General features: G+C 50.2%; 16 protein-coding genes. 11 read left to right on the top strand and 5 right to left on the bottom strand.

The annotated features are described in order from the left end of the window. The first annotated feature begins 12 nt into the window (after window positions 1-12). From ABRZ28_RS20390 to ABRZ28_RS20380, 3 genes are all read left to right on the top strand, one after another. Window positions 13-1,407, top strand: a complete 1,395-nt coding sequence (locus tag ABRZ28_RS20390) for an MFS transporter (RefSeq protein ID WP_330521348.1) — start codon at window positions 13-15, stop codon at window positions 1,405-1,407. 26 nt (window positions 1,408-1,433) lie between these two features. Then, window positions 1,434-2,240, top strand: coding sequence for a pyrroline-5-carboxylate reductase family protein (locus tag ABRZ28_RS20385; RefSeq protein ID WP_330521347.1), 807 nt, complete (start codon window positions 1,434-1,436; stop codon window positions 2,238-2,240). Between the two features lie 473 nt (window positions 2,241-2,713). After that, window positions 2,714-4,048, top strand: coding sequence for an MFS transporter (locus tag ABRZ28_RS20380; RefSeq protein WP_330521346.1), 1,335 nt, complete (start codon window positions 2,714-2,716; stop codon window positions 4,046-4,048). A 297-nt stretch (window positions 4,049-4,345) separates the two neighbouring features. Here ABRZ28_RS20380 and ABRZ28_RS20375 read toward each other — a convergent pair whose 3' ends face one another. The 3 genes from ABRZ28_RS20375 to ABRZ28_RS20365 all read right to left on the bottom strand — a co-directional run bounded on the left by ABRZ28_RS20375 (window position 4,346) and on the right by ABRZ28_RS20365 (window position 9,552). After that, entirely contained in the window at window positions 4,346-6,145 is a 1,800-nt protein-coding gene (locus ABRZ28_RS20375) for a purple acid phosphatase family protein (RefSeq protein ID WP_319603318.1), read from the bottom strand. A 324-nt stretch (window positions 6,146-6,469) separates the two neighbouring features. Continuing rightward, entirely contained in the window at window positions 6,470-8,662 is a 2,193-nt protein-coding gene (fhuE, locus tag ABRZ28_RS20370; RefSeq protein ID WP_330521345.1) for a ferric-rhodotorulic acid/ferric-coprogen receptor FhuE, read from the bottom strand. A gap of 350 nt (window positions 8,663-9,012) precedes the next feature. Beyond that, window positions 9,013-9,552 carry an NAD(P)H-dependent oxidoreductase gene (locus tag ABRZ28_RS20365; RefSeq protein ID WP_330521344.1) on the bottom strand — a complete coding sequence of 180 codons (540 nt, stop codon included), beginning with the start codon at window positions 9,550-9,552 and terminating at the stop codon, window positions 9,013-9,015. Window positions 9,553-9,666: 114 nt separating this feature from the next. Between ABRZ28_RS20365 and ABRZ28_RS20360 the strand changes: the two genes are divergently transcribed. Next, complete coding sequence (locus ABRZ28_RS20360; RefSeq protein WP_330521343.1) at window positions 9,667-10,029, top strand: winged helix-turn-helix transcriptional regulator; 363 nt, start codon at window positions 9,667-9,669, stop codon at window positions 10,027-10,029. 221 nt (window positions 10,030-10,250) lie between these two features. Continuing rightward, complete coding sequence (locus ABRZ28_RS20355; protein ID WP_413556092.1) at window positions 10,251-10,733, top strand: YjjA family protein; 483 nt, start codon at window positions 10,251-10,253, stop codon at window positions 10,731-10,733. Between the two features lie 70 nt (window positions 10,734-10,803). Here ABRZ28_RS20355 and ABRZ28_RS20350 read toward each other — a convergent pair whose 3' ends face one another. Further along, window positions 10,804-11,202, bottom strand: coding sequence for an H-NS family histone-like protein (locus ABRZ28_RS20350; protein ID WP_319603315.1), 399 nt, complete (start codon window positions 11,200-11,202; stop codon window positions 10,804-10,806). Between the two features lie 263 nt (window positions 11,203-11,465). Between ABRZ28_RS20350 and ABRZ28_RS20345 the strand changes: the two genes are divergently transcribed. Further along, a complete protein-coding gene (locus ABRZ28_RS20345) occupies window positions 11,466-11,708 on the top strand; it encodes a hypothetical protein (RefSeq protein ID WP_330521342.1) in 243 nt (80 codons plus the stop codon). Window positions 11,709-11,742: 34 nt separating this feature from the next. Here the strand turns inward: ABRZ28_RS20345 and ABRZ28_RS20340 are convergent, their stop codons facing one another. Further along, window positions 11,743-14,313: a TonB-dependent siderophore receptor gene (locus tag ABRZ28_RS20340; RefSeq protein ID WP_330521341.1), complete on the bottom strand. Its 2,571-nt coding sequence runs from the start codon at window positions 14,311-14,313 to the stop codon at window positions 11,743-11,745. A gap of 384 nt (window positions 14,314-14,697) precedes the next feature. Here ABRZ28_RS20340 and ABRZ28_RS20335 point away from each other — a divergent pair, with 384 nt between their 5' ends. The 5 genes from ABRZ28_RS20335 (at window position 14,698) to exbB (ending at window position 21,787) form a co-directional block, all read left to right on the top strand. Then, window positions 14,698-16,473 carry an ABC transporter ATP-binding protein/permease gene (locus ABRZ28_RS20335; protein WP_330521340.1) on the top strand — a complete coding sequence of 592 codons (1,776 nt, stop codon included), beginning with the start codon at window positions 14,698-14,700 and terminating at the stop codon, window positions 16,471-16,473. Between the two features lie 64 nt (window positions 16,474-16,537). Further along, a complete protein-coding gene (locus tag ABRZ28_RS20330) occupies window positions 16,538-18,298 on the top strand; it encodes an ABC transporter ATP-binding protein/permease (protein ID WP_330521339.1) in 1,761 nt (586 codons plus the stop codon). A 252-nt stretch (window positions 18,299-18,550) separates the two neighbouring features. Continuing rightward, window positions 18,551-19,564, top strand: a complete 1,014-nt coding sequence (locus tag ABRZ28_RS20325; protein ID WP_330521338.1) for a FecR family protein — start codon at window positions 18,551-18,553, stop codon at window positions 19,562-19,564. A gap of 252 nt (window positions 19,565-19,816) precedes the next feature. Continuing rightward, complete coding sequence (locus ABRZ28_RS20320) at window positions 19,817-20,335, top strand: RNA polymerase sigma factor (protein ID WP_330521337.1); 519 nt, start codon at window positions 19,817-19,819, stop codon at window positions 20,333-20,335. A gap of 474 nt (window positions 20,336-20,809) precedes the next feature. Further along, the gene (exbB, locus tag ABRZ28_RS20315; RefSeq protein WP_330521336.1) at window positions 20,810-21,787 is read left to right on the top strand and encodes a tonB-system energizer ExbB; all 978 of its coding nucleotides are present in this window, start codon (window positions 20,810-20,812) and stop codon (window positions 21,785-21,787) included. The last annotated feature ends 1 nt before the right edge of the window (window position 21,788 follow it).

Raw genomic sequence — 21,788 nt, 5'->3', positions numbered from 1 at the left:
TGAAGGTGAAATATGAGCGCCAATGAAATAACAATAAATAAAATAACAATAGATGAAGCACCGTTTAATAAATATCATTTAAAACTGGTGGCTTACTGCGCCGGGTGTCCGTTTGTCGCGGGCTACGTGCTTGGAACGGTTGCGATATCGCTTTCGGTCATGAATACCCGGATACCGATGTCTCCGGCTCTGTCCGGACTTATTGGCATGGGAACGCTGCTGGGGATGATGTTCGGCAGCTTGTTTGGGGGCTACGCAACCGACCTGCTGGGTCGCAAGAAAATGTATATTCTGGATTTTCTCTTTCTCGGCATCGTGAGCGTCTTGCAATATTTCATAACGGATCCGCTGGTTGTTTTTCTTCTGCGGATGCTTCTAGGCGTTGGTTTGGGCGCGACATTCACCATTTCCGGCCCGTATATCGCGGAGTTCTCTCCGCAAAAGAACCGGGGCGCAATGCTCGGCATTCTCAACGCGCTCTGGTTTATCGGCTACGCGGCCTCCAATGTGGTCTGCTATCTTTTGCTGAATTTTGGCGACGACAGTTGGAAATGGATGGTCGTCAGCGGCGCGGTCCCGTGTTTTCTATGGCTTATCAGCATACGTAATATGCCGGAATCCCCCCGTTGGCTGATCGGCAAAGGCCGGGGCAACGAAGTTGCGGCAATACTCAAAAAGATTGGCGATAATATCGTCCTGTCCCGGGAGAGCGAACCCGAACCGGAGGGGAAAGCATCCTTTCATGAGCTTTTCAACAGCGGCTATGGAAAATGGCTCTTTTTCGTGGCGTTTTTCTGGACCATGCAAATTATACCGGTCTTTGCCCTGGGAACCTACCTTCCCACAATTATGGAACAGTTCGGTTTCGCCGACGGGAATAGGCAATATCTGGGATCGGCGATTATCAACTCTCTTTATCTCATCGGATTAATTTTCATTTTCTTTTTCATGGATAAATCAGGCAGACGGCCTACGCTGCTGATATCGTTTTTTATATGCTTTATTGCATTATTTATATTAGCGTTTACCGCCGATATGAATCTGCCGTTTATTCTGGTTTTAGCGTTATTTGTCCTGTTCGGCGCCAGCAACACCGCCGGCGGCTCCCACCAATTTGTTTATCCGAACGAGCTTTTCCCCACGCATATCCGGGCGACGGCAGTGGGCGTCATGACGTCAATTACCCGCATTATCGCGGCGATTGCCACTTTTTTTACGCCGATTATCTTATCCCGTTTCGGACTGGAGGCCACATTGTATATCTGTGCGGGATTAACGTTGGCCGGATTGGTGGTTTCCATCATCATGGCGCCGGAAACAAAAGATATGAGCCTGACGGAGGCTTCCAGTCTGCATACTCCCCGTAAAGCCGAGAATACCGGCAGTTCAGTGATACGCAACAGATAACAACACGATAAAGAGGATTTGTAACTATGAGCACAAGCATTGGATGTATCGGTGGCGGTAATATCATCAGGGCGATTTTATCCGGCGTGGATATCAGCAAGGGATATGACAGGAAGGAGATCGGCGTCTATGACATCTCCCCCGCGGTGCGTGAAGAGTATGCGGCGAAAGGCTACGTTGTTTACCCCTCTATCGAGGAACTGGTGAAAAATAGCAGGATTGTCGTCGTTGCGGTGCTTCCTCAGATTGTCCGCTCCATTATTCCTCAGATTAAAAGCGTTTTTTCTGATAACAACATCTTTATTTCCCTTCCCGCAGGCATAAGCAATCAATGGTTTTACGATAACCTGGGGAAAAACGCCAGGGTGGTTCAGTGTGTGCCGACGCTGCCCGCACAGGTGGGGATGGGCGCTTATTCCGTTGCCCGGGCCGAGAGCGTTTCCGACGAGGAGTACAACGAGGTCCACCGTTTCCTGACGCACAGCGGAATTGTCGTGGAAATTCCGGAAACTTCGATGGATGACGTGGTGCCTTTCGCCGGCGCGGCGCCGGCTTACTTTTACCATATGGCGGATGTGGTGGTGAAAGAAGCCGTTGCGATGGGTCTTGAGTACAAGGCGGCGTTGCGGCTGTTCGCGCAAACGATGAAAGGCAGCGCGGAAATGCTGTTAACTGCGGACGAAACCCCGAAAGAACTGGAAAAAAAACTTCTTTTGCCAGGCGCCGCAACTCTGGCCGCAATCACCAAAATGGAAGCGCTGGGTTTTGACGAATGCCTGACGGAAGGCATTAAGGCGTGCGTGGCGCAGTGCAAAAATCTCGGGAAAATGTAAATCGGCCGCCATGCAGTCCGTTTGGCGGTTGGACTGCATGGCATCGGGTCGGCGCCGCTCAGGCCGTTCGCATGGCGTTTTCGCCAGGTCATGGCAAAAGGACGCGCCGGCAGTCGTCTTCCATCGCGAGCCAATCCGTTGCGAGGGCGGAAACATTGCCCGCCGGGCATGATCAATGTTCAGCTCGCGCCGTCTGTGATCAACCTTGCCCGCAAAGACTTTCTGTCATGAGCCTGCCGCCGCAGACAGCCGGAAGGCGGGAAAGCCGGGCCGTCTCCGTCATCTGCATATCGCGGAAAAAATCGTGCGGGAGCATGGGGAATGCCGCGTCGGGGCATCCTCACGGAGCCGTTCCTGTCGTTCGGCGTCAGGCGGCGCGCTGACGGGGACAGCGCCTGAGCGGCAGGAAAAGCTGGTGAAAACAGGGGACGTTCAGCGGCCTGTTCGATATTTCTTTCGCAAGGAAATCGATAATGACAACAACAAATGATTTGTCCATTGAGGATGTTCCCCTTAATGGATTTCACCGCTTGTTAAGCATACGTTCCGGCGGCGGCTGGCTAATGGACGGCTACATATTAAGCATCATCGGCGTGGCGCTGGTACAGCTTTCGGCCGAACTGAACCTTGACGATTTTTGGCAAGGCATGGTCGCGGCTTCAGCCCTGATCGGTATCTTCGTCGGCGGATTTCTGGGCGGCTGTCTGACCGGGCAACTGGGTCGCCAAAAGCTGTATTTCTTCGGCCCGATCATCTTTATCTTATGTTCTCTGGGCGCGTATTGGACGGAATCGGGCCTGTCGCTGTTTATCTACCGGTTCCTAATCGGGATTGGCGTGGGGTTCGAGTATCCCGTCGCCGGGGCGTTGCTCGTGGAGTTTTTGCCCAGAAAACACCGCGGCCCGCGCCTGGCGGCGATGACGATCCTGTGGTTTGTCGGCGCGGCGCTGGCGTACATCGTCGGCAACCTGATCCTGATGCGCTATGGGGATGACGCATGGCGTTGGGTTATCGCCAGTCCGGCGGCGATCGGCGCGTTTCTGGCGATCATCCGGCTGGGTACGCCGGAGTCGCCGCGCTGGCTGGTGAGCAAAGGGCGCATGGCTGAAGCCGAGCGCGTCATCAGGAAGGTGTATGGCCCCTCGTTCTCGCTACGCAACCTGCCCGAATCGCCGCCGGACGCGCAAGGATCGTTGAGCAGTCTGCTGCACTCGGGTTACGGCGCGCGCATGTTGTTCGTCGCCGTATTCTGGACGTGCTCCGTGATCCCGGTTTTTGCCGTGTATGCATTTGCGCCCAAAGTGCTTCAGGCGCTGAATCTGACCGGGAATTGGGCGGCCTACGGTTCCGTCGCCATCACAATGTTGTTCGCGGTGGGCTGCGTTATCGCCACGCGTCTGATCGATGTCATCGGCCGACGTTCGCTGGTGATCCACAGTTTTCTGTGGTCAGGACTGGCGCTCCTGGGACTGGGTTTTTTCTCCGATGGCGCGGAATGGCTGGTATTGGCGTTGTTTGGCGCTTATGCGGTGTTCATCGGTGGCGCTCAGGTGCTGCAATTAGTGTATCCGAACGAAATTTTTCCGACCGGGATTCGTTCGGTTGCGGTCGGCACGGGCGCTTCACTGTCGCGCATCGGCGCGGCGGTCGGAACCTGGTTGGTGCCTGTTTCGCTGCAAACCATCGGCATCGGCAACACCATGTATGCGGCCGCGGGCGTGACGCTGCTGGGCTTGTTGGTATCGTTGGCCCTCGCGCCCGAGACTCGTTCGCTGAGTTTGCAGGAAGCGGCCTCCCTCGATCATTGAAGATACGACCGCGGCGCTAAGTCGCGGGGTGGGGCGGCGGCGGGCGGGGTGAGTGCGGAGTCGGGGGCATCGGCGGCGCAGGGAGGCGTTATCGGCTAACTCAGTATTTATAGGGCGCGCCTAGCGAAACATTGCATGGCGCGCCGTGACCCTGAGGGCTGGAAAAGCTGTTATCGCAGGTCTTGTCGAACAGTTTACGCCAGTCGGACCCGCCGTCTCGTCCGCCCTTTGACGGTCGTAACCTGGATATTGTCCGTCTGGCGCCGCTGCTTAAAATCGATCCCGCGCACAGTAAATTTACTCTTTCACGATACTGAATTTATCCACCAGAAAGACCCGTCTGGCTTCGCCCTTCGATAAATCGCCGGAGACCTGGTAGACCGCTCCCGTCAGCTTATTTCCCTCGATGGTGTAGGTGGCGAAATTCTGCTCGGAGCTGTCACGATAATTCTCGTGTTTATTTTTGAATCTGGCGGAGCGTTGCGGCTGATAGCCGATTTCAAACAGATTGTTGTAATGCTCTACCTGTTGTTGCGTCAGCCAATTAAGTTTGGGACGCACTTTGTGGATATGCTCCAGGGATTCGTTGAATAACGAATCATACGCTTTGGTTCCGCCGGTATTGGGAATGACGAAAGTGGTTCCCTTAGGCGATCGCAATATTTTGTGATTGTTTTCATCATAGCTGAAATCAGCGTGATCGATTTTGGCGTTCACAAAACTGTCCGTTTTGGACGCATACTGCAACGATTTGGTTCTGGAGAAAACATGATCGTGTCCCTGCAAGGCAAGATCGATATCCAGGTCATCGATGGCCTTCATAAAGTCATCGCGCACATTTTGCACGTCTTCATCTTCCAGGGAGTGATAAGACTTGGAGAAAAGCGGCTTGTGGTAACTGAGAATAATCCATTTAGCGCCGTTCTTTCTGGCTTTTTGTACATCTTCTCTCAACCAGGTTAGCTGCTGCTCGCCTAATGCTTTTTTGTCTTTATTTTTGTAATCATTGGTGTTCAGTACAATAAAGTGCGCATTGTTGTAGTCGAAGGAATAATACGATCCCCCGTCGATTTTTCCGGCGCTATCCAGATTGAAATGCTCGTTGAATTTTTTAGGGAACAGCTCTTTCTTGTTCAGGCCGTATTCGTCATGATTGCCGGGAACCACGGCCAGGCTCATTTGTAAAAAGCCCTTTTGTGAGCGGTTCATGAGATCAAGCCACTCATCTTCCGCTTCGGCAATTTCAACGAAATCCCCCGTATGCAGGACGAAATCGGCATGCGGCGCGACTTTTTGCGCCTGAAAGAGCGTATCGGCGCCGAATTGCGCTTCATTTCTCTTGTGCTCATTCCAGTAGGCATTCTGCGTGTCGGTATACTGAATAAATGTTACCGCTTTATCGGCGCCGCCGGCGGTTTTAAATTTTCCGATATCGCTTAATGCGCCATTTTTCGCCCCGACCTGATAATAATAAAGCGTACCGGGTTGTAAACCGGCGGCATCGGCGTCATAAATCGTTTCCTTTACCGCGGTAATATCGATGCCTACGCTTTCATCCGGGTTTTTTGCTTCGTCTTCCGGCTCCCATTTTACGTCCGTTTTGTTTTTATCGGTGAAGTAACCGATGACTGCATTGTTATTATTTATCTTTTTTGTTTTCTTATAAATAAAATAGCCTTCCGCGTCTCTTTGCAGATAATGGCTGTTGACCTCACGCGCGGTGGCCTGAAACGTCAGCGGCTGGCTCATGTCGGCCTTTGTTGATACCAGAACCAGCGGATTATCCACGGGATCTGAAGTGAACCAGTGAAACGCTCTGCCGGTTTGCGTATTATTTTTTAATGTCGATGTAATGCGGTTGGGCTGATTGTTTTTTTTGATTTCAGCTACTTTAGGTTTGGTAATATTGCCGTTGTCGGATTCCACCTTCTGTATGGCGTCTGTTCTGTGCAAGACGGTATTTTCTACCAGCGTATTTTTCACCACATCGCCTGACGCGTCGGCGGCCTGAGCTATATTGACGTTTATCCCGCTCAATAATATTGCAAAGATAAATGCCTTTGGTAAGGCGTTTGCTGATTTATGCCTATTTTCCATAAGAGTTAACCTTATATTATCGCTAATTCCCAGACTATGGCTTGTGCCGTTTTCCAGCCGACCAGATAAATGGTTGGCGCCATCCCACGGCTATTCCTTAGCCATTTGTGTGATGTTATAACAGTCGTTTGTGACATAATCATGACCGTCTATTTGGGCGCTGATTCCGCCGCTTGCGTAATTTACCGGGTGCTTTGGGTTTGCAATGTCCGTGCATGTAGTCGGCGGAAAGCCGCAGGGTGGGGCGATAGCAGCGTGGCGTGGTTTCAGATCGGCGCGGGGAGTAGGGAGGCCGGCGGCCTCCCTGGGGATGTTATCGTTAACTCAGAATTTATAAGACGCGCTTAGCGAGAAATTGCGTGGTTCGCCGTAAACATAGGTACTGGAAAGGCTGTCATCGTAGGTCTTGTCGAACAGATTGTGAATGTTCGCCTGTACCGACAGGTTTTTGGTTACCTGGTAGCGGCTGAACAGGTCAACCACGGCATAACTGCCCTGTTCCGCACGCCAAGTGCCATTGGCGGTAGTGACATCCGTATATACGCGATTTTGCCAGCTTACTCCGCCGCCGACGGTCAATTCCGGTATCACCGGCAGACGATAGCTGGTGAACAATTTCACCGTTGTGCGCGGCAGTTGCGGGTTTACGGCTTTGTCGTCGCTATCCCTGGCGACATAACGGGTGGCGCCGAAAGTCATTTGCCAATTATCCGTCAATGCGCCGTTGACCTCGAATTCCACGCCTTTGCTCACGGTGCCGTCGACGCCCCGGTAGGCGGTATCGGTGCTGCCGGGGATGGGGATGCCGGTGCTCTGCGCAACGTTATCCTGTTCAATGCGGAATACGCTAAACGTGGTGGTCAGACGGCTGTTCATCCAGTCGGACTTCACTCCCGCCTCATAGTTGTTGCCGGTGATCGGCGCGAGGTATTTGCCCGAGATATCGCGGTAATTCTGCGGCTGGAAGATAGAGGTATAGCTGGCGTATGCCGACCAGTTTTCATCAATGTCGTACACCAGGCCGGCGTATGGCGTAGTGTGGTTTTTCTCCATGCTGTACGTCATGGTATCGGTACGCCAGTTAGTGTACCGGGCGCCGATAATCAGGTTCAGAGGATCGGCCAGTGAAATGCGGGTCGCTGCGTAGAGCGATTTCATGACCGTTTTATCATCCTGGGCGACGGTCTGTTGACCCCAGTCTGTTTCCGGGAAATTACCGTTGTAGTCGGGGAAATTCGCCAATTCGTCAGGGTAAATGTTCGCCCAGTTGCTCAGGTAACGGTTGGTTTGCCGACTGTAACTGCCTCCCAGCATCAGGGTGTGCTGGCGGCCGAACAGCGCGTAATTTCCGTCAGTGAAAAGATCTATCGCATCCACCTTACGCTTGCCGCTATTCCACCCCGTACCGCCGACATAATCATAGCCGGCGCCATAACTGGCATACGGCCCCACCAATGCTCCGGTATCCTGGTCGACTATCGCATCCAGATACATCATCTTGCTGTCGAATTTGGCTTCAGAGTGGGTGGCGTTCAGGGTTGTTTGCCAGTTATCGGCAAATTGATGTTTCAGGGTGACGAAGACTTTATTGAATTCTTTATCGTTGTAAGCCCAATCCGGCGCAGTGCTGCGCGCCCGGTCATAATGTCGCAGGCTGCCATCGGTATTCCAGCGCGGCAGACCGCCCCAGGTCGGGCTATTCACATCAATACGCTGATATTCGTATCCCGCCGAGAGACTGGTGGCGTCGCCCAGGTCGGCATCAATAATGCCGGAGAAGAAGGTTTTGTTGCTGTTGTAGCGGTCAAGCCAGGAGTCGTTATCCTGATACCCGGCCACGATACGGGCGCGGACATTGCCGTCTTCCGTGAGCGGACTTTGCAGATCGGCCACATAGCGCTGTTTGTTCCAGCGACCGTATTCCGCGGTGAGATCGCCTTTAAACTCACGACTGGTGGCATGTTTCCGCACCATGTTGATGGCTGCGGAGGGGTTGCCGGTTCCCGTCATCAAGCCATTAGCGCCTCGCACCACTTCTACCCGATCATACAATGCGGTATCCGAGAGGGCGTCGCCCAGATTCCAGCGCGATTCAAAATAGGTAGGAATGCCATCAATCATGTAGTTATCAATTTGAAAACCACGCGAATAATAGAGACTGCGTTCGGAGTCAGAGGTGTTTTTGCTAACCCCGGTGGTGTATTCCATCACCTCTCCCAGCGTCTGGAGTTGCTGATCGTCTATGCGCTGCTGGCTGATGATGCTGACCGACTGGGGAATATCGCGCTGAACCAACGTCATCTTGGCGCCGGCGGATGTGGTTTTAACGCTGTAATCCTGCTCCGGACTATCAACGGCATCATCCGTCGTCCCTTCAACAATCAGGGTGTCATCGGCGTTATTGGTTGCGGCGAAGCCGGCGGAAGGCAGCAGTGCCAGAAGAATGCAGGAGGCCAGCAATGACGGCGCAGCGGCAGGCTGGCGTTGCCTGACCTTAAGACGTTTGGTGGAAGACATCATTTACCCTTTATCAAAAGCTTGAGGAGATTTCAGTGTCGATGCGATGCCGGTACTGAAATGATGAGATTTGGTTATCTGGCTTATAATTGCGTTTGCAAGTGAAAATGAGAAATATACGTATTAACTTTACGTATGTAAACCGATGTTTCGGATGCCGTTGAAATCGTGTTTTAGATTGGGAGAACCGCTGGGAGGGAGGTAAATCGCCATACCTTTGAGCATGCGGCGGCCGCTCAGCGAGCCGGTCTGGGCAAAACGCCGCTCACGAGACAGTCGCGGGCCGTTTAGCCTGCGCAGAGCCGGCGAGGGCGGTTTTTTTTCAAAGGCGCACGATGGGGATTCGCTTGCTATTGCGCAGCAATCAATCTCTTCAATTGGCGACTATGAATTTGGGCTTTATCTCTGATTTCTGATTCGCTATGACCGGTCACGGTAGAGATATCATATAAAATAACGGGATCGAGATAGTTCATTTTCGCATATTCCGCTGATTTTTTTATCGGCATCAATAAGCTGTCTATCAATGGAATGCCGCCTTGATGTTTAAAGTTATGCTCAGGTTGACCAACAGTAAGGCTTAGCAGTAATTGTTTATTTTTGAGCTTGTCTCCTGTCGAACCATAGGCGAATTGATAGGTAAAAACCTGGTCAAACCAGATTTTCAAAATGGCCGGCACATTGTACCAATACATAGGATATTGCAGAATAATCAGCTCATGGCGTAATAAAGCAGCCTGTTCTTCTTTTACATTAATCTTGTAGTCGGGATTTAATTGAAAAATATTACGTATTTCTAAGTCAGGGCAGCCCTGTCGTAATTCATGCACGATGGCTTTATTGGCTATGGAGCGTTCTATATTGGGATGTGCCAATATGATTAATGCCATAAGTATTTCCTCAATGATGATGAAAATCATACTATAAAAATGATAGTTGGTATGGCGATTTTATCGTATTCTTATTGCCTGACAATAACTATCCAGAACGATAGTGGAGGCAAAATGAAAAGGGTTATCACCAAAAATGCAGCGTGTCAGGTTTCCTTGAACAATAAGGCGTACCCTTGCCCGATCAGTTTGGCGATGGATCTAATCGGGGGAAAATGGAAGGGGGTTATTCTCTATTATCTGAAGGATGGAAGTAAGCGATTCAGTGAGTTACGCAAAGATATGCCGCTCATTACTGAAATGACGCTAAGCCTTCAGCTAAAGAAACTTGAAAAGGACGGCCTCATCACGCGGGAGGTTTTTGGCGAAAAGCCACCCCTTAAAGTTGTTTATGCGCTTTCGGATTTTGGACAATCGTTTAAACCGGTATTGGACGCGCTTTCTTTGTGGGCGAATAATGCAATAACGGAAGTTTAATATAGCCGTACAATTTGTCATATTATCGTCCGTTCCGTGTTAGCTATTGTTTTTATGTCAAGGAGTCTGTTTAAAAATTTTTAATCCGCTGAAGTGCCAGCAGGTTCTTGCGGGTGAGAGCGTGAATGCATTAATGGCAAATGCAGAGCTTTCTGCTTTTTAAGTCTGATACTACGCTGTATTTTTTCCCGTATATCGGTCAAATAGAGAGTAAGAGTGTGATGAAATCAATCAGAAGCGAAGTGAGCGCCGTTGGCTTGGCCATGTTTATGGCGGCCGGCTATGTTAATGCGGCAAGCTTGCAGGATTCGCTTTCCAGCGCGGTTAGTCAATTAGGTCAGAATCGTTCCTCATCCGAAGGCGCGGGTGGGTTAACGGGCTTGCTCAATAGCGGCAATCAGACGCTGAGCGCCGGCAATATGAACAACGCCGCCGGGATTCTGCAATACTGTGTGAAACAAAAGCTGGTTTCAGCCACCAACACAGAAAACGTCAAAAACCAACTACTGGACAAACTTGGTCTTGCTTCCCAGCAGGAGCAACAACAACAGACCGACTATACGCAAGGGTTGGCCGGCCTTCTGAACACCAGCGACGGGAAACAGCTGAACCTGAATAATATCGGCAATACGCCATTGGCTGAAAAGGTTAAAACCAAGGCCTGTGATCTGGTATTAGAACAGGGAAAGAACTTTATTTCCTGATGATGAACTTATGTATAAGGGCCGATAATTGGCCCTTATATTTTGGTTTTCTCTCGCGCTATTACGAAGATTAGATTTCAAAATCTTCCAGCGTCTTACCGCTTTCAAGGGCGGCTGTTATGGCTTTAGGCGTCCGGCCCTGGCCGGTCCAGGTTTTCTCATCGCCATTTTCATCAATATATTTGTATTTGGCCGGACGAGGTTCACGTTTCGCTTTGGCGGATTTTGGTGATATCCCGGCAAGAAGTTCGGCAGGATCGATGCCATCTTCCAGTAGTTTGGCGCGTAAGGCTTCGATTTTTGCCTGACGTTCAGCCTGCTCTTTTTGGATTGTGGCTTCTTCTTCACGGCGATCTTCAACAATGGCGGTCAGCTTTTCCAGCATCTCTTCCAGAGTTTCCAGATCGATTTCACGCGCCTGAGCGCGTAGTGTACGAATGTTATTTAATACTTTGAGGGCTTCACTCATTTGTTTCCATCCTAATGGTTAAGAAGACGGGGATAGCATACAAGATATTTTTTTGTAAAACGAGATTAAATTATCCGTCTGTACAAAAATTTTACGATTAATGTAATCGTAAGGGGCGATCAGGCCGCTTTTAATTATCCCTTGCGCTATCTTGCGCCGTTTTTTATTTTTGCCAATTGGTTAATCTGTGAAATAACAAGCATGAGAAGTGATTAAAGATAAAAGGTTTTCTTTATCGTCGGTTATTGGGGGAAGGTATCGGTATGGCATTCTGGTTTATGAGATTTCAGGATATGAAAAAATCATCAGGAAACAATTATAGTCAATATCATGCGAGAATCAATGCGGCGGGGCGGTTGACTTATCATATAGGCTATGATGGCGCAGTGTTTTCGGCCTATCCACATCGGGATGAACTATGGGATAAAATCGAGAGCATTCTGGCCGACTGCTTTAAACGCACCTTGCCGATGTCAGGTGAACGTTGCGCGCCTGACATCGGCTAGAATCCTATCGCTTATGAAACGCGGTATCCGATATTTAAAACTGGCCGTATAAGGTGAGTGCGACGTTACGCGGTTCGGCATACCAGTTTCCACTGAGCGAACTGCCTACCGTTTGGTAATAGTGACGATCGAAAATATTATTGACGTTCAGGGCAACCGACCAATTTTTATCAATCTGGTAATTGGCAAAGGCGGAAAAGTCGGCATAGAATCCCTGGGTAAATTCAAAAGGCACCGATGTTACGCCATCATCACCGTATGCCGATCCTTCGGTATAAGATTTTGTTTGCGCTTTTAATCCTCCGCCGACTTTCAAACGATCCAGATAGGAATTACCGGATAATTGATAACTGCTCCACAGTTTTATTATTTGGCTCGGTATCTGGGTATTCAGCGGCTTTCCTTCCGGCCCGCCCGCATCTTCCCCTTTATACTTGCTGCGGTTATAGGTGTAGCCGGCGGACACCTGCCATCCTTCCTGTAGTTGCCCGGTAATCTCCAGATCGATGCCTTCGCTTATTTGTGTTGCGCTGTTATTTATATAGCAGCACGTTATGGCGCCCGTGCTTAAAAAGGCATCGAGATCGAATTCGGTGATGGTGGACATATTGCGCTGCTTGAGCTGATAGACCGACAGCGTTACGCTTCTGTCATCATCACCATATTTAATACCGATTTCTTTATTCGATCCGGTAATTGGATCCAACGGTTGTCCGGCTTTCGTTCTCATATTCGCTTGCGACATATTGATATCGGTATAGCTGGCATAGGCTGTCAGATTCGGTGAAATATCATACGAGACAGCGTAAGAGGGCCCTTGCAACTGACTCTCCTGATACTTCGTCGGTTTGATCGCATTGGTCTCTTCCCACATGTAGTAGTTATAGCGTGCGCCAGCCATGAAATGCAGCGGTTCCCATGGCGTGAAGGTAAAGGCCATATAGCCCCCGGCCTGTTCTTCATGGTAGCGTGACGTGGTGATATCCGTGAAGGTAGGCGCTGGCCAATCCGAACGCCGAAAGCGAAAGATATTGCCGATGGTTGAATTCTGTTCGTAGCTGAATGGCTGAAGGGATGACGACGTCAGGCGTTTATAGTTCCCTCCCAGCGTCAGTTTCTGAGGTAATCCCCACCAGTCAAACTGACCGTTCAACGAACCATCGAACAAGGTTTGTTGACTCTTGTTATGGTAGGCGGTGCTGGTAAATGACATGCCGTCGCCATTGTTGTCGATCAGTCCAGAAAAGATCCCGCCAAGGGTGTCGTCCCGCTGCTCCAGACGAGTAAAGTTGAGGGAGGCAGACCAGTTATCTGAAAAACGGTGGTCGATTTGGCTAAAGAACTCCGTGGTTTTGGTGTTGACGTGAGTCCATGGCAACACGGTGCTAAAATTCCGGGGCAGGTTCAAATCCCGTCCGTCTGCATAGCGCGGCAAGCCGGAAAACCAGGGATTGGATTTTATATCGGTATAGCTGCCGCCCACACGCCATTGCGTATCCGGAGTGATATCGGTTTCCACGCTGGCGAACGCGATTTTCTTGTCGCTGTTTGCGCCGTCATAAAAAAAACGCCGCTTTTCCCAGGTTGCCACGGCGCGGCCTCTCACTGCGCCATTCAACGTCAGCGGGCCGGTGAGATCCACCACATTACGATACTTATCCCAGGATGCCGCGGAAGACTCCAGCAAAATTTGGTTGTGATCGAGGGGGCGTTTGCGCACCAGATTGACAACGCCGCCCGCTTCGCCGTTACCGTTAAACAGCCCGTCGGCTCCACGCAACAGTTCCACATGGTCGTACAGCGACATATCAAATGACGGCGAAAATCGGCTATTCGTACTGTTGACGGATAACGGCGCACCGCCGTCGATCTGTATGCGGTTGATCTCTTTCGAACGAGAAAAAAACTTGACCTGATCGGAGTGATCGCCCTGGACCAGAGACACCCCGGCGATTTTATCCAGCGCGTCCGCCATGTCGGTCACCCGCTGATCTTTCATCTGTTCGTTTGACAGGGCGCTGACGGACAAGGGGGTTTCGCGAACGGACTGTGCGGTTTTCGTGCCGATGGACAATGTGGCGGCGCGGTAACTGCCCGAGCCTTCTGTCGCCGTCACATCGGTGCTGCCGTTTCCTCCACCCGCAACCAAACTGGCGTCGCCGTCCACCCTTACTGCGCCTAACACATTTTCATCGGTATGCGACGCAGCGCCGCTCTGCGGAATTAGGGTAAAACTGGTCGGGCTGTAGAAGTAGTAATTCATTCCGCTGCCTGCCAGCAGGCGGGAAAGCGCATCATGTATTTTATAACGGCCGCTAAGACCTTTTGTGATTTTTCCTTCCGTCAGTGTTGAAGAGGCAACGAATTGTAACCCCCCGCTTTGTTGGCTGAATTGCAACAGCGCGCCGTTCAGACTACCGGCGGGAATGTTGTAAACATAGAATTCTTGAGCGTCGTCGCCGGATTGTTGCTGCGGTTCCCCGGATAAAAAGATCGGGCTTTCCCCTGCGGCCCAACTCGTGGCGCTCGTCGTTACGGCGAGCGCCAACGCTGAAAGTGAAAAAAAACGTCCTGATATAATAAGAGGATGGGTAAAAATGCCCATGATGTGGTTCCCTTTGTGATGTTGATTTTCTTTATATGGAACGTTCCATCCTCTGTATCACCACAACCTTATGACATCATTTTTTTATACGATTGAGCATCCGGCGGCGCATGGAAGGTTAAAATCATTAGGTGGTAAATCACATTAAAATCAATTGATTGCATCGTTATAAAATAAATCGCATGGCGATGGAAGAGAGGGAGAGACCGTTTTAAACAGGGCTATGCTTTTTTAGCAAATGGTTTTCTATTCTTGAGAAAAGAAGATATGGCGCATCATCAGACGCGGTATTTTTAAGTTATGGCTGCAATTTACCTTGCTGATTGCGGATAACCCGGTGGTGACTCGTTCTCATAGTAATTTAGTTTCGTTTGGGAATTCTCCATGTCATCCGAACCACTTAATTCTCGCGACGACAACGGGCGCGCTTACCGAATCGATCGCCTTTTTTTTCAGCGGGTATACCGTTTGACTTATCCCTATTGGCGCTGGAAGCGAAAAGGCGCCTGGAAAGCCTGGCTGGTGCTGCTTACCTTGCTGTTTTCCGCCAGCGCGTTCAGCGTTGCCGGCGGTTACCTTTCTTATCTGGTGGCGGAAACCACGAATGCGTTAGTGGAAAAAAAACAGATTTACTGGCGTTTGATGATCTGGATGTCGTTTCTCGGCGTGATGCAGACAGGAGCCAGTCTGTTTCTTGGCTATATCAGTTCCAAACTTATGCTCGACTGGCGCAACTGGCTGACGGAGCATCTGGTGAACGATTACCTTGATAAACGGACGTACTACGAAATTCAGAAAGATGAATTTATTGATAACCCAGACCAGCGTATTCAGGAGGAAGTCGCCCCTTTTTGCGCGACGCTAGTGGGGATCCCGCAATTTTTATTGGGTTCATTGATGACCGTCAGCATACAGGCCAATATTTTGACCCATGTGTCTGCGTCCATGTTCTGGGCCGTCGTCATCTACGCGGCGGTCAACACGCTGGTGACGCTATGGCTATATCAGCCCACCATCAAACAAAACTGGGATAAAACCGTCGCCAATGCCCGCTTACGCTCGGCATTAATGCATCTGCGCGATAACGCAGAAACGATCGCTTTTTATCGTGGAGAGCGCAATGAGAGAATCAGGCTGATGGCGCGGTTGACGGCGTTGGCGCGAGTGAAAATGAAGATCATTTATTACGGTCTGACGTTAGCGACGGTCAATCAGGTGATGTCGTTGGTTTTTACCATTTTGCCGATTATTTTTATCGTACCGCTCTATTTTCAAGGAAATATCGCCTACGGCACGATTGATCAAGCCGTGGCTGCCGCGGGGATGATTGTCGCCGGGCTTTCTGTGATTTCCAATTTTATTCCTACCGTGACGCAAACGGTGCCGACGGTTGTACGTCTGGCCGAAATCCATGAGAAATCGCAGCGGTTGTCGCGGGGGGCGTCGGATGAGCAAGAGGCGCATATCCGGCACCGTGAAAGTCGGACCGTATCGCTTCACCAAGTGGATATGTATACGCCGGGCGGGGAGCAATGCCTGGTTAAAGGGTTGTCGCTTGAGATAGCGCCGGGACGGCATACGGTCATTATTGGCCGTACCGGGGTGGGGAAAAGTTCGTTACTGCGTGTTATGGCGGGTCTATGGACGCGGGGACAAGGCGAAGTCGCTATGCCGCGTCGGGAAGAATTGATGTTTATTCCGCAACGTCCTTATATGGTATTAACCGATTTACGTTCGCAACTGCTCTATCCGCAGCCAGAAAACACGGTCGGCGATGAACGGATGTACGCCGTGTTTCAGCAATTGGGGCGTGCGGATTTTATTGATAAACATAATGGACTGGATAGCGTGAAGGATTGGCGCAAAGTCCTTTCGCTGGGAGAACAGCAGCTAGTGGCCTTCGCCCGTATCCTGCTGAGTCCGCCACGTTATGTCTTTCTGGACGAGGCGACCAGCGCGATGGATATCGAAACGGAAAGGTGCGCATACCGCTGTCTTCTTGCCTCAGGGACGACGTTCATTAGCATCGGCCATCGTGAGACCATTTTGGCGTTTCATCAACAAACGCTGCAATTGCTGCCGGAAGGGAAGTGGCGGATCCATCAACAGATGAACGCCAGTCGGGCAGTCGAAGCAGAACCTGTTCAACGGGCCGTATAGTGTATTCGGTTATCGTTATGACATTCAGTTATTACGCTTTATGCCGTTTGTCGGGAGTGGAACTATGACGGTCATGCTGTCTGATTTATTAAATGACCCGCGGAAATATCGCATCGATCGCGTGTTTTTCCGACGGGTGTATCAACTTGGTCTTCCCTACTGGGTGAGGCCGGGGGCATGGAAATCCTGGCTGACGGCGTCTTTTCTGCTGGGAATGATCGCGTTGTTCAGCCTGTCCGGCGCGTACCTTTCCTCATTGACGGCAGACGTCACGAATGCGTTGGTGGACAAAAAACAGGAACTCTACTGGAGCCTGTTTCTGTGGCTCACGTTGTTTGGCGGATTGCGTTTTGGCGCAAATCTGGTTCAGCAGTTTGTTGATTCGTTGCTTAATCAGCACTGGTGGCAATGGCTAACCACGCACCTGATGGATAATTACCTGTCCAAGCGGACCTATTATGAGATTCTGATGGATGAGAAGATCGATAATCCCGATCAACGCATTCAGACGGAAGTTGAACCATTTTGCACGACGTTATCCATGTTGCCTCGTCAACTTCTGGGGACCACGCTAGATATTGGCGTACAGGCTGGCATTTTAATGAGTATTTCCCCGGTTATGTTCGTTAGTGTGGTCTGTTATGCGGTATTGCAAACTATCCTGATGTACTTTCTTTACAAGCCGACCATCAAGCAGAACTTCGATATTACCGTCGCGGAGGCCGATTTACGTTATGGCCTAACGCATGTGCGCAATAATGCGGAAAATATCGCGTTTTATCAGGGAGAGCCGGTGGAGAAACGGCACATCATGGCGCGTATGGGCAACGCCGTCGTAAAACAGATGCGGTCAATTATTTATAACATTTATATTCAGATAGTGAATGAAGGTACGGGGCTGGTATGGACCTTTATGCCGCTGGTAATTTTGGTTCCCCTCTATTTTTCCGGAGAGATTGATTACGGCACTATCGGTCAGGCGACCGTGTCGGCCTCCATGCTGTTGAGCAGTTTATCGCTGGTCATGAATTTTATTCCCCAATTGAGCCAGGCGGTGCCGGGGGTCATTCGTTTAGCGGAAATCCATGAAAAATTTCTGGCATTGGAACGGGGGCGACAAGACGGCGATGTATCTCGTTTGACGCTAACCGATAGTCACACCATTCGTCTCAAAAACGTCACTTTGCAGACGCCTGGCGGTGAGCAGGCTCTGGTGCGCGCATTGAATCTTGAATTGGCTAGCGATACCCGATTGGTGGTGGTAGGACGAACCGGCGTTGGCAAAAGCTCGCTGCTCAGAGCAATGGCCGGATTATGGAATCGCGGGGAGGGCGAGATTGCGTTGCCTCAAGGGGAGCGTGATTGTTTGTTTTTACCGCAGCGCCCTTATACCTTCCGGGGGGACCTGCGCAGCCAACTGTGTTACCCCCTTACCGAACCCTCGGTTAGCGATGAGGCGTTGGCGGCATTGTTGCAGCAGGTGATGTTGGGTGATTTGCTGCACAAGCACGGTAATCTGGATACGGTAAAAGACTGGTCTAAAGTCTTGTCGCTGGGTGAGCAACAGCGTATTTCTTTTGTTCGGGTGATGTTGTTGGAACCCCGTTATATTTTTTTAGATGAAGCCACCAGCGCATTGGATAACGAGACGGAAAGTCAATTATATCGCTTACTGGAAGATTCCAGGTTTAGCTATATCAGCATCGGACATCGCGAGAGTTTGCTGCGTTATCATAAGAATGCATTACGACTGTTGGATGAGGGACGGTGGCAGCTTTTACCTGTCTCGCAGGTGCGGATGAGTGCCGCGGAAGTGCAGCTTTAATCCGGGTTCAAGGCGCATAAGTTAACAGAATAAATGCTGATTGAGAGTTCGACGCGCGGTTGTTTTACACGAAGTTTACGCAATGAAACGTAGATTTTTTCGACACCTACGGATACAAATATTGAAAGTGCGAGCAATACTTATCGCCAGGAAGACGACATCGCCTTTTTTCCCTGTTCGCCCGCTGAGTGTCCCGCGTCAGTCGAAGGCGATGAATGTTTTTTGCATAATGGCATATAACGAGATGAACCTGTGAAGGAGCAGCCCATTTCTACTGAACCGCGTAATAAAAATTCCTCCGCATTAGGAGAAGAGGCCATTACCTGGCTGGTGCGATTGACGTCAGGCGAATCTTCTCCATCCATGTTGGCTGCTTTCAGAGAGTGGCATAGTCAGAGCCCTGAGCATGCCAAAGCAATGGATGAAGCCCGTAAACTGTGGGTTACCGTAGGCGAAGCGCTGCCCGCGTCTTTATCAACCGATAATGATAACGTGGTGCCGCTATCCGTACCAGCCGCCCCTTCTTCTGGGCGACGCAGGCGCAATCTGGCTGTGGCGGCAAGCGTGGTTGTGGCGCTGGCGGTTGGCGTATACAGCCACTTGCATCGTTATGATTACAGTACACAGACGGGAGAGCAGCGTTTGGTCGCCATGTCGGATGGCAGCAAGGTTCAACTGGACACCAATACCGCGCTGAACGTGGACTATCGTCCAACGCTGCGTCAGGTGCAGTTGGCGCAGGGAGAAGCGTATTTTGATGTCGCGCATGACCCTGATAAAGCGTTTGTCATTGATGCCGGATTTGGCAAAGTGCGGGTGCTGGGTACGGCATTTTCTATCAGGCGTGACGATAACGCCATATGGGTAACGGTAACACGCGGCCGGGTTCAGGTGAGCGGCGGTTCTCTTGATCGGAATCTCTATTTGACGGCGAATGAACAGGTGCGTTTTACGTCAGACGATAATCAGCCAGCTATCACTCGTCTTAATGCTGAACAGGCTTTATCCTGGCGTAGCGGGCGCTTACAGTTTGATAATACATCGTTGGATGACGTGTTGCAGGCGTTGAAACGCTACGATAAACGTTATTGGTTCTACGACGCCTCGCTGGCAAAGCATATGAAGATCAACACGGTGGTCAATGTTCATAACATCAATGAGTGGCTGGATGGGCTGCAACGCGTCTTGCCTATCGAGGTCAAACAAGTTGGTCCGGTTATCTGGCTGAAGGCGCGCTCGACTTCATTAGCGCCCGCCAGTACGTGATGAGTTTAAACAGCCAGGCTGATGGTGTTTCGTAATTTGCTAAATATTTTATGGCAATACCGAACCAGGGTGGATGGGTTATATGGGTATAATGAACCTGAAAAAAGAAAGATTTTTTGCACTGGAAGATCAATGCATTTGATATGCAAAAAATGTATTAGCTTTCATGTTTAATTTATTTTACCTTCGCAAAGATGGCGTAATAATCTGCCATTTATTATCATTTTTTTGCTGTTTTTACCAGGATAGAGGATGTTTATGGTGTTGGCGAACAGTATCAATATTGTGGATGTTTTTATTGATATCCAGTCCACACTACAACGAATTATTTATCATCGAACTGGCTCCCGGCATATTGCACAAGATTTGACGCAGGAAATGTATTTTCGTGTCCTGTCCATCGCCAATGAATTTCCAACCTATAACGATGCGCGTAATTATTTAATTCGTGTCGCCCTTAATGCCGCGACGGATTATCTTCGCGTTGAACGACGCAGGACACAGCTTCTGGACGGCGCGATTCATCTGTTTGAAAATTATTCCCCTTCTGAAGAAGACCGTCTATATCATAAAGAACAACTATCAGTGATTGATCAGGCATTATCCGAGTTGCCTGAAAAATGCCGTGAAATGTTATATCTGAGTCGTATTGAGGGGTTGACGCATGCAGAGATTGCAGCGCGTATGGGAGTCTCAAGGAGTCTGGTGGAGAAATATATTGTGAGAGCATTACTACATTGCCGTGAACTGATGATGAAAGCACCGGACTAATCCAGGATAAAATAACTTAATTACCTTTAATATATTAAGTTTTATAATTTATCGATATCATTTTAATTTTTGAAAAGCGAGTTTGAGATATATTGTCTACTTTTGTTCCTGCGATACCTTTCTGCTCGGGTGATGATGAGTAAAAATCGCATCTGAAAATGGTATCTGAACCGGCCGTTCAAACTCGCGCTTTATCGCTGTTTTTCGTTGGCGCTCCCTGTAATAGCAATACATCTATCCAGCCAGAAGCACATCCAACTTGTCTGGCGCATGGCGGCGTGGAATACGGTCGGGGACGGTGATCAACAACCGTCTATTAATAGAATTCCGGCGCTATTTGGCCGGCCTCCATTTGTCTTATAAAAATTTTTCATTTTTTCTTGTGAATTTCTGCCCGGATAAACGTTTCCCCATTAGAGACAGTCGCCGCTATTGCATGCGGCAAGTTTTTTTGTCGTTGGATGAGGAGTGAATGTGAATATCATATCGTCTGAAAGACTGGCGCGTATGCCAAACCTGTCAGGAGTGAAGCGGGCTTTACGGCTCAGCGTGTTATTTTTTTGTTTGAGCGACATCAATGCCTATGCCGACGTCACCGTCTCCAGCCCGGCCGAGATAACGCCGGAAAGTATATCAACCACCGTGATGCCGGCAGATAATACGGGCAACGTACCCGCCGTGTCGCGCGCGATGGGTTCGGCATCGTCTCGGATAGAACCGACGCCTCCTTTTCCAGCGGCTCAAAATGGCGGTTTTTCGCCAGTCAGACTTTACCAACAGGCGGATATCGTCGGTAAGAGCGTTATTCTGACACTGATCTTTGGTTCGTTGCTGAGTTGGACACTATGGCTGGCTAAAACCTGGGAGGTGTCGCTCCACCGACGCCGCGTGAAAGCAAGCGTGCAATTGCTTGCTCAGGCAACCTCATTGCACAGTTCCTCTCTACATCCTTCCGCCGCGTGCATTGATATGCTGACGCTGGCTAAAACAGAGCTAAACGCCAATACCGGGAAACACTATCCTCCAGCGCATATAAAAGAACGTGTTCATGCACGAATACAGCGAACGGAGGCGGCGGAGGTGCGCGTGCTGACGCGTGGCGCCAGCATTCTGGCCACCACCAGCGCCGTCGCGCCTTTCGTCGGTCTGTTTGGTACGGTGTGGGGCATCATGCACAGCTTTATATCCATTGCACAGTCACATTCAACCAACCTCAGCGTGGTAGCCCCCGGTATTGCGGAAGCGCTATTTGCGACCGCGCTGGGTCTTATCGTCGCCGTGCCTGCGGTCATTTTTTATAACATGGTTTCTCGGCAAATCAGCGGTTACCGTTTGGCGCTTTCCGATGCTTCAACGCTGACAATGTGTTTGCTGAGTCTGGAGCTGGATCGACAAAACAGCGAAGCGCAGGTTGGCTCGTCCCATAAAGATTCCTTAGTGAGCGCAGCGTAAA

Origin of the sequence: Brenneria sp. g21c3 (assembly GCF_040240345.1) — a bacterium.
Taxonomy (GTDB): Bacteria; Pseudomonadota; Gammaproteobacteria; order Enterobacterales; family Enterobacteriaceae; genus Brenneria.
Note: the sequence above shows the minus strand (reverse complement) of the source record. Positions and strands in the feature narration are given on the sequence as shown.

Excerpts from the sequence above, each read along its gene's own strand:
- ABRZ28_RS20390 (WP_330521348.1), top strand. The coding sequence starts at position 13 with ATGAGCGCCAATGAAATAACAATAAATAAAATAACAATAGATGAAGCA.
- ABRZ28_RS20385 (WP_330521347.1), top strand. The coding sequence starts at position 1,434 with ATGAGCACAAGCATTGGATGTATCGGTGGCGGTAATATCATCAGGGCG.
- ABRZ28_RS20380 (WP_330521346.1), top strand. The coding sequence starts at position 2,714 with ATGACAACAACAAATGATTTGTCCATTGAGGATGTTCCCCTTAATGGA.
- ABRZ28_RS20375 (WP_319603318.1), bottom strand. The coding sequence starts at position 6,145 with ATGGAAAATAGGCATAAATCAGCAAACGCCTTACCAAAGGCATTTATC.
- fhuE (WP_330521345.1), bottom strand. The coding sequence starts at position 8,662 with ATGTCTTCCACCAAACGTCTTAAGGTCAGGCAACGCCAGCCTGCCGCT.
- ABRZ28_RS20365 (WP_330521344.1), bottom strand. The coding sequence starts at position 9,552 with ATGGCATTAATCATATTGGCACATCCCAATATAGAACGCTCCATAGCC.
- ABRZ28_RS20360 (WP_330521343.1), top strand. The coding sequence starts at position 9,667 with ATGAAAAGGGTTATCACCAAAAATGCAGCGTGTCAGGTTTCCTTGAAC.
- ABRZ28_RS20355 (WP_413556092.1), top strand. The coding sequence starts at position 10,251 with ATGAAATCAATCAGAAGCGAAGTGAGCGCCGTTGGCTTGGCCATGTTT.
- ABRZ28_RS20350 (WP_319603315.1), bottom strand. The coding sequence starts at position 11,202 with ATGAGTGAAGCCCTCAAAGTATTAAATAACATTCGTACACTACGCGCT.
- ABRZ28_RS20345 (WP_330521342.1), top strand. The coding sequence starts at position 11,466 with ATGGCATTCTGGTTTATGAGATTTCAGGATATGAAAAAATCATCAGGA.
- ABRZ28_RS20340 (WP_330521341.1), bottom strand. The coding sequence starts at position 14,313 with ATGGGCATTTTTACCCATCCTCTTATTATATCAGGACGTTTTTTTTCA.
- ABRZ28_RS20335 (WP_330521340.1), top strand. The coding sequence starts at position 14,698 with ATGTCATCCGAACCACTTAATTCTCGCGACGACAACGGGCGCGCTTAC.
- ABRZ28_RS20330 (WP_330521339.1), top strand. The coding sequence starts at position 16,538 with ATGACGGTCATGCTGTCTGATTTATTAAATGACCCGCGGAAATATCGC.
- ABRZ28_RS20320 (WP_330521337.1), top strand. The coding sequence starts at position 19,817 with ATGTTTATGGTGTTGGCGAACAGTATCAATATTGTGGATGTTTTTATT.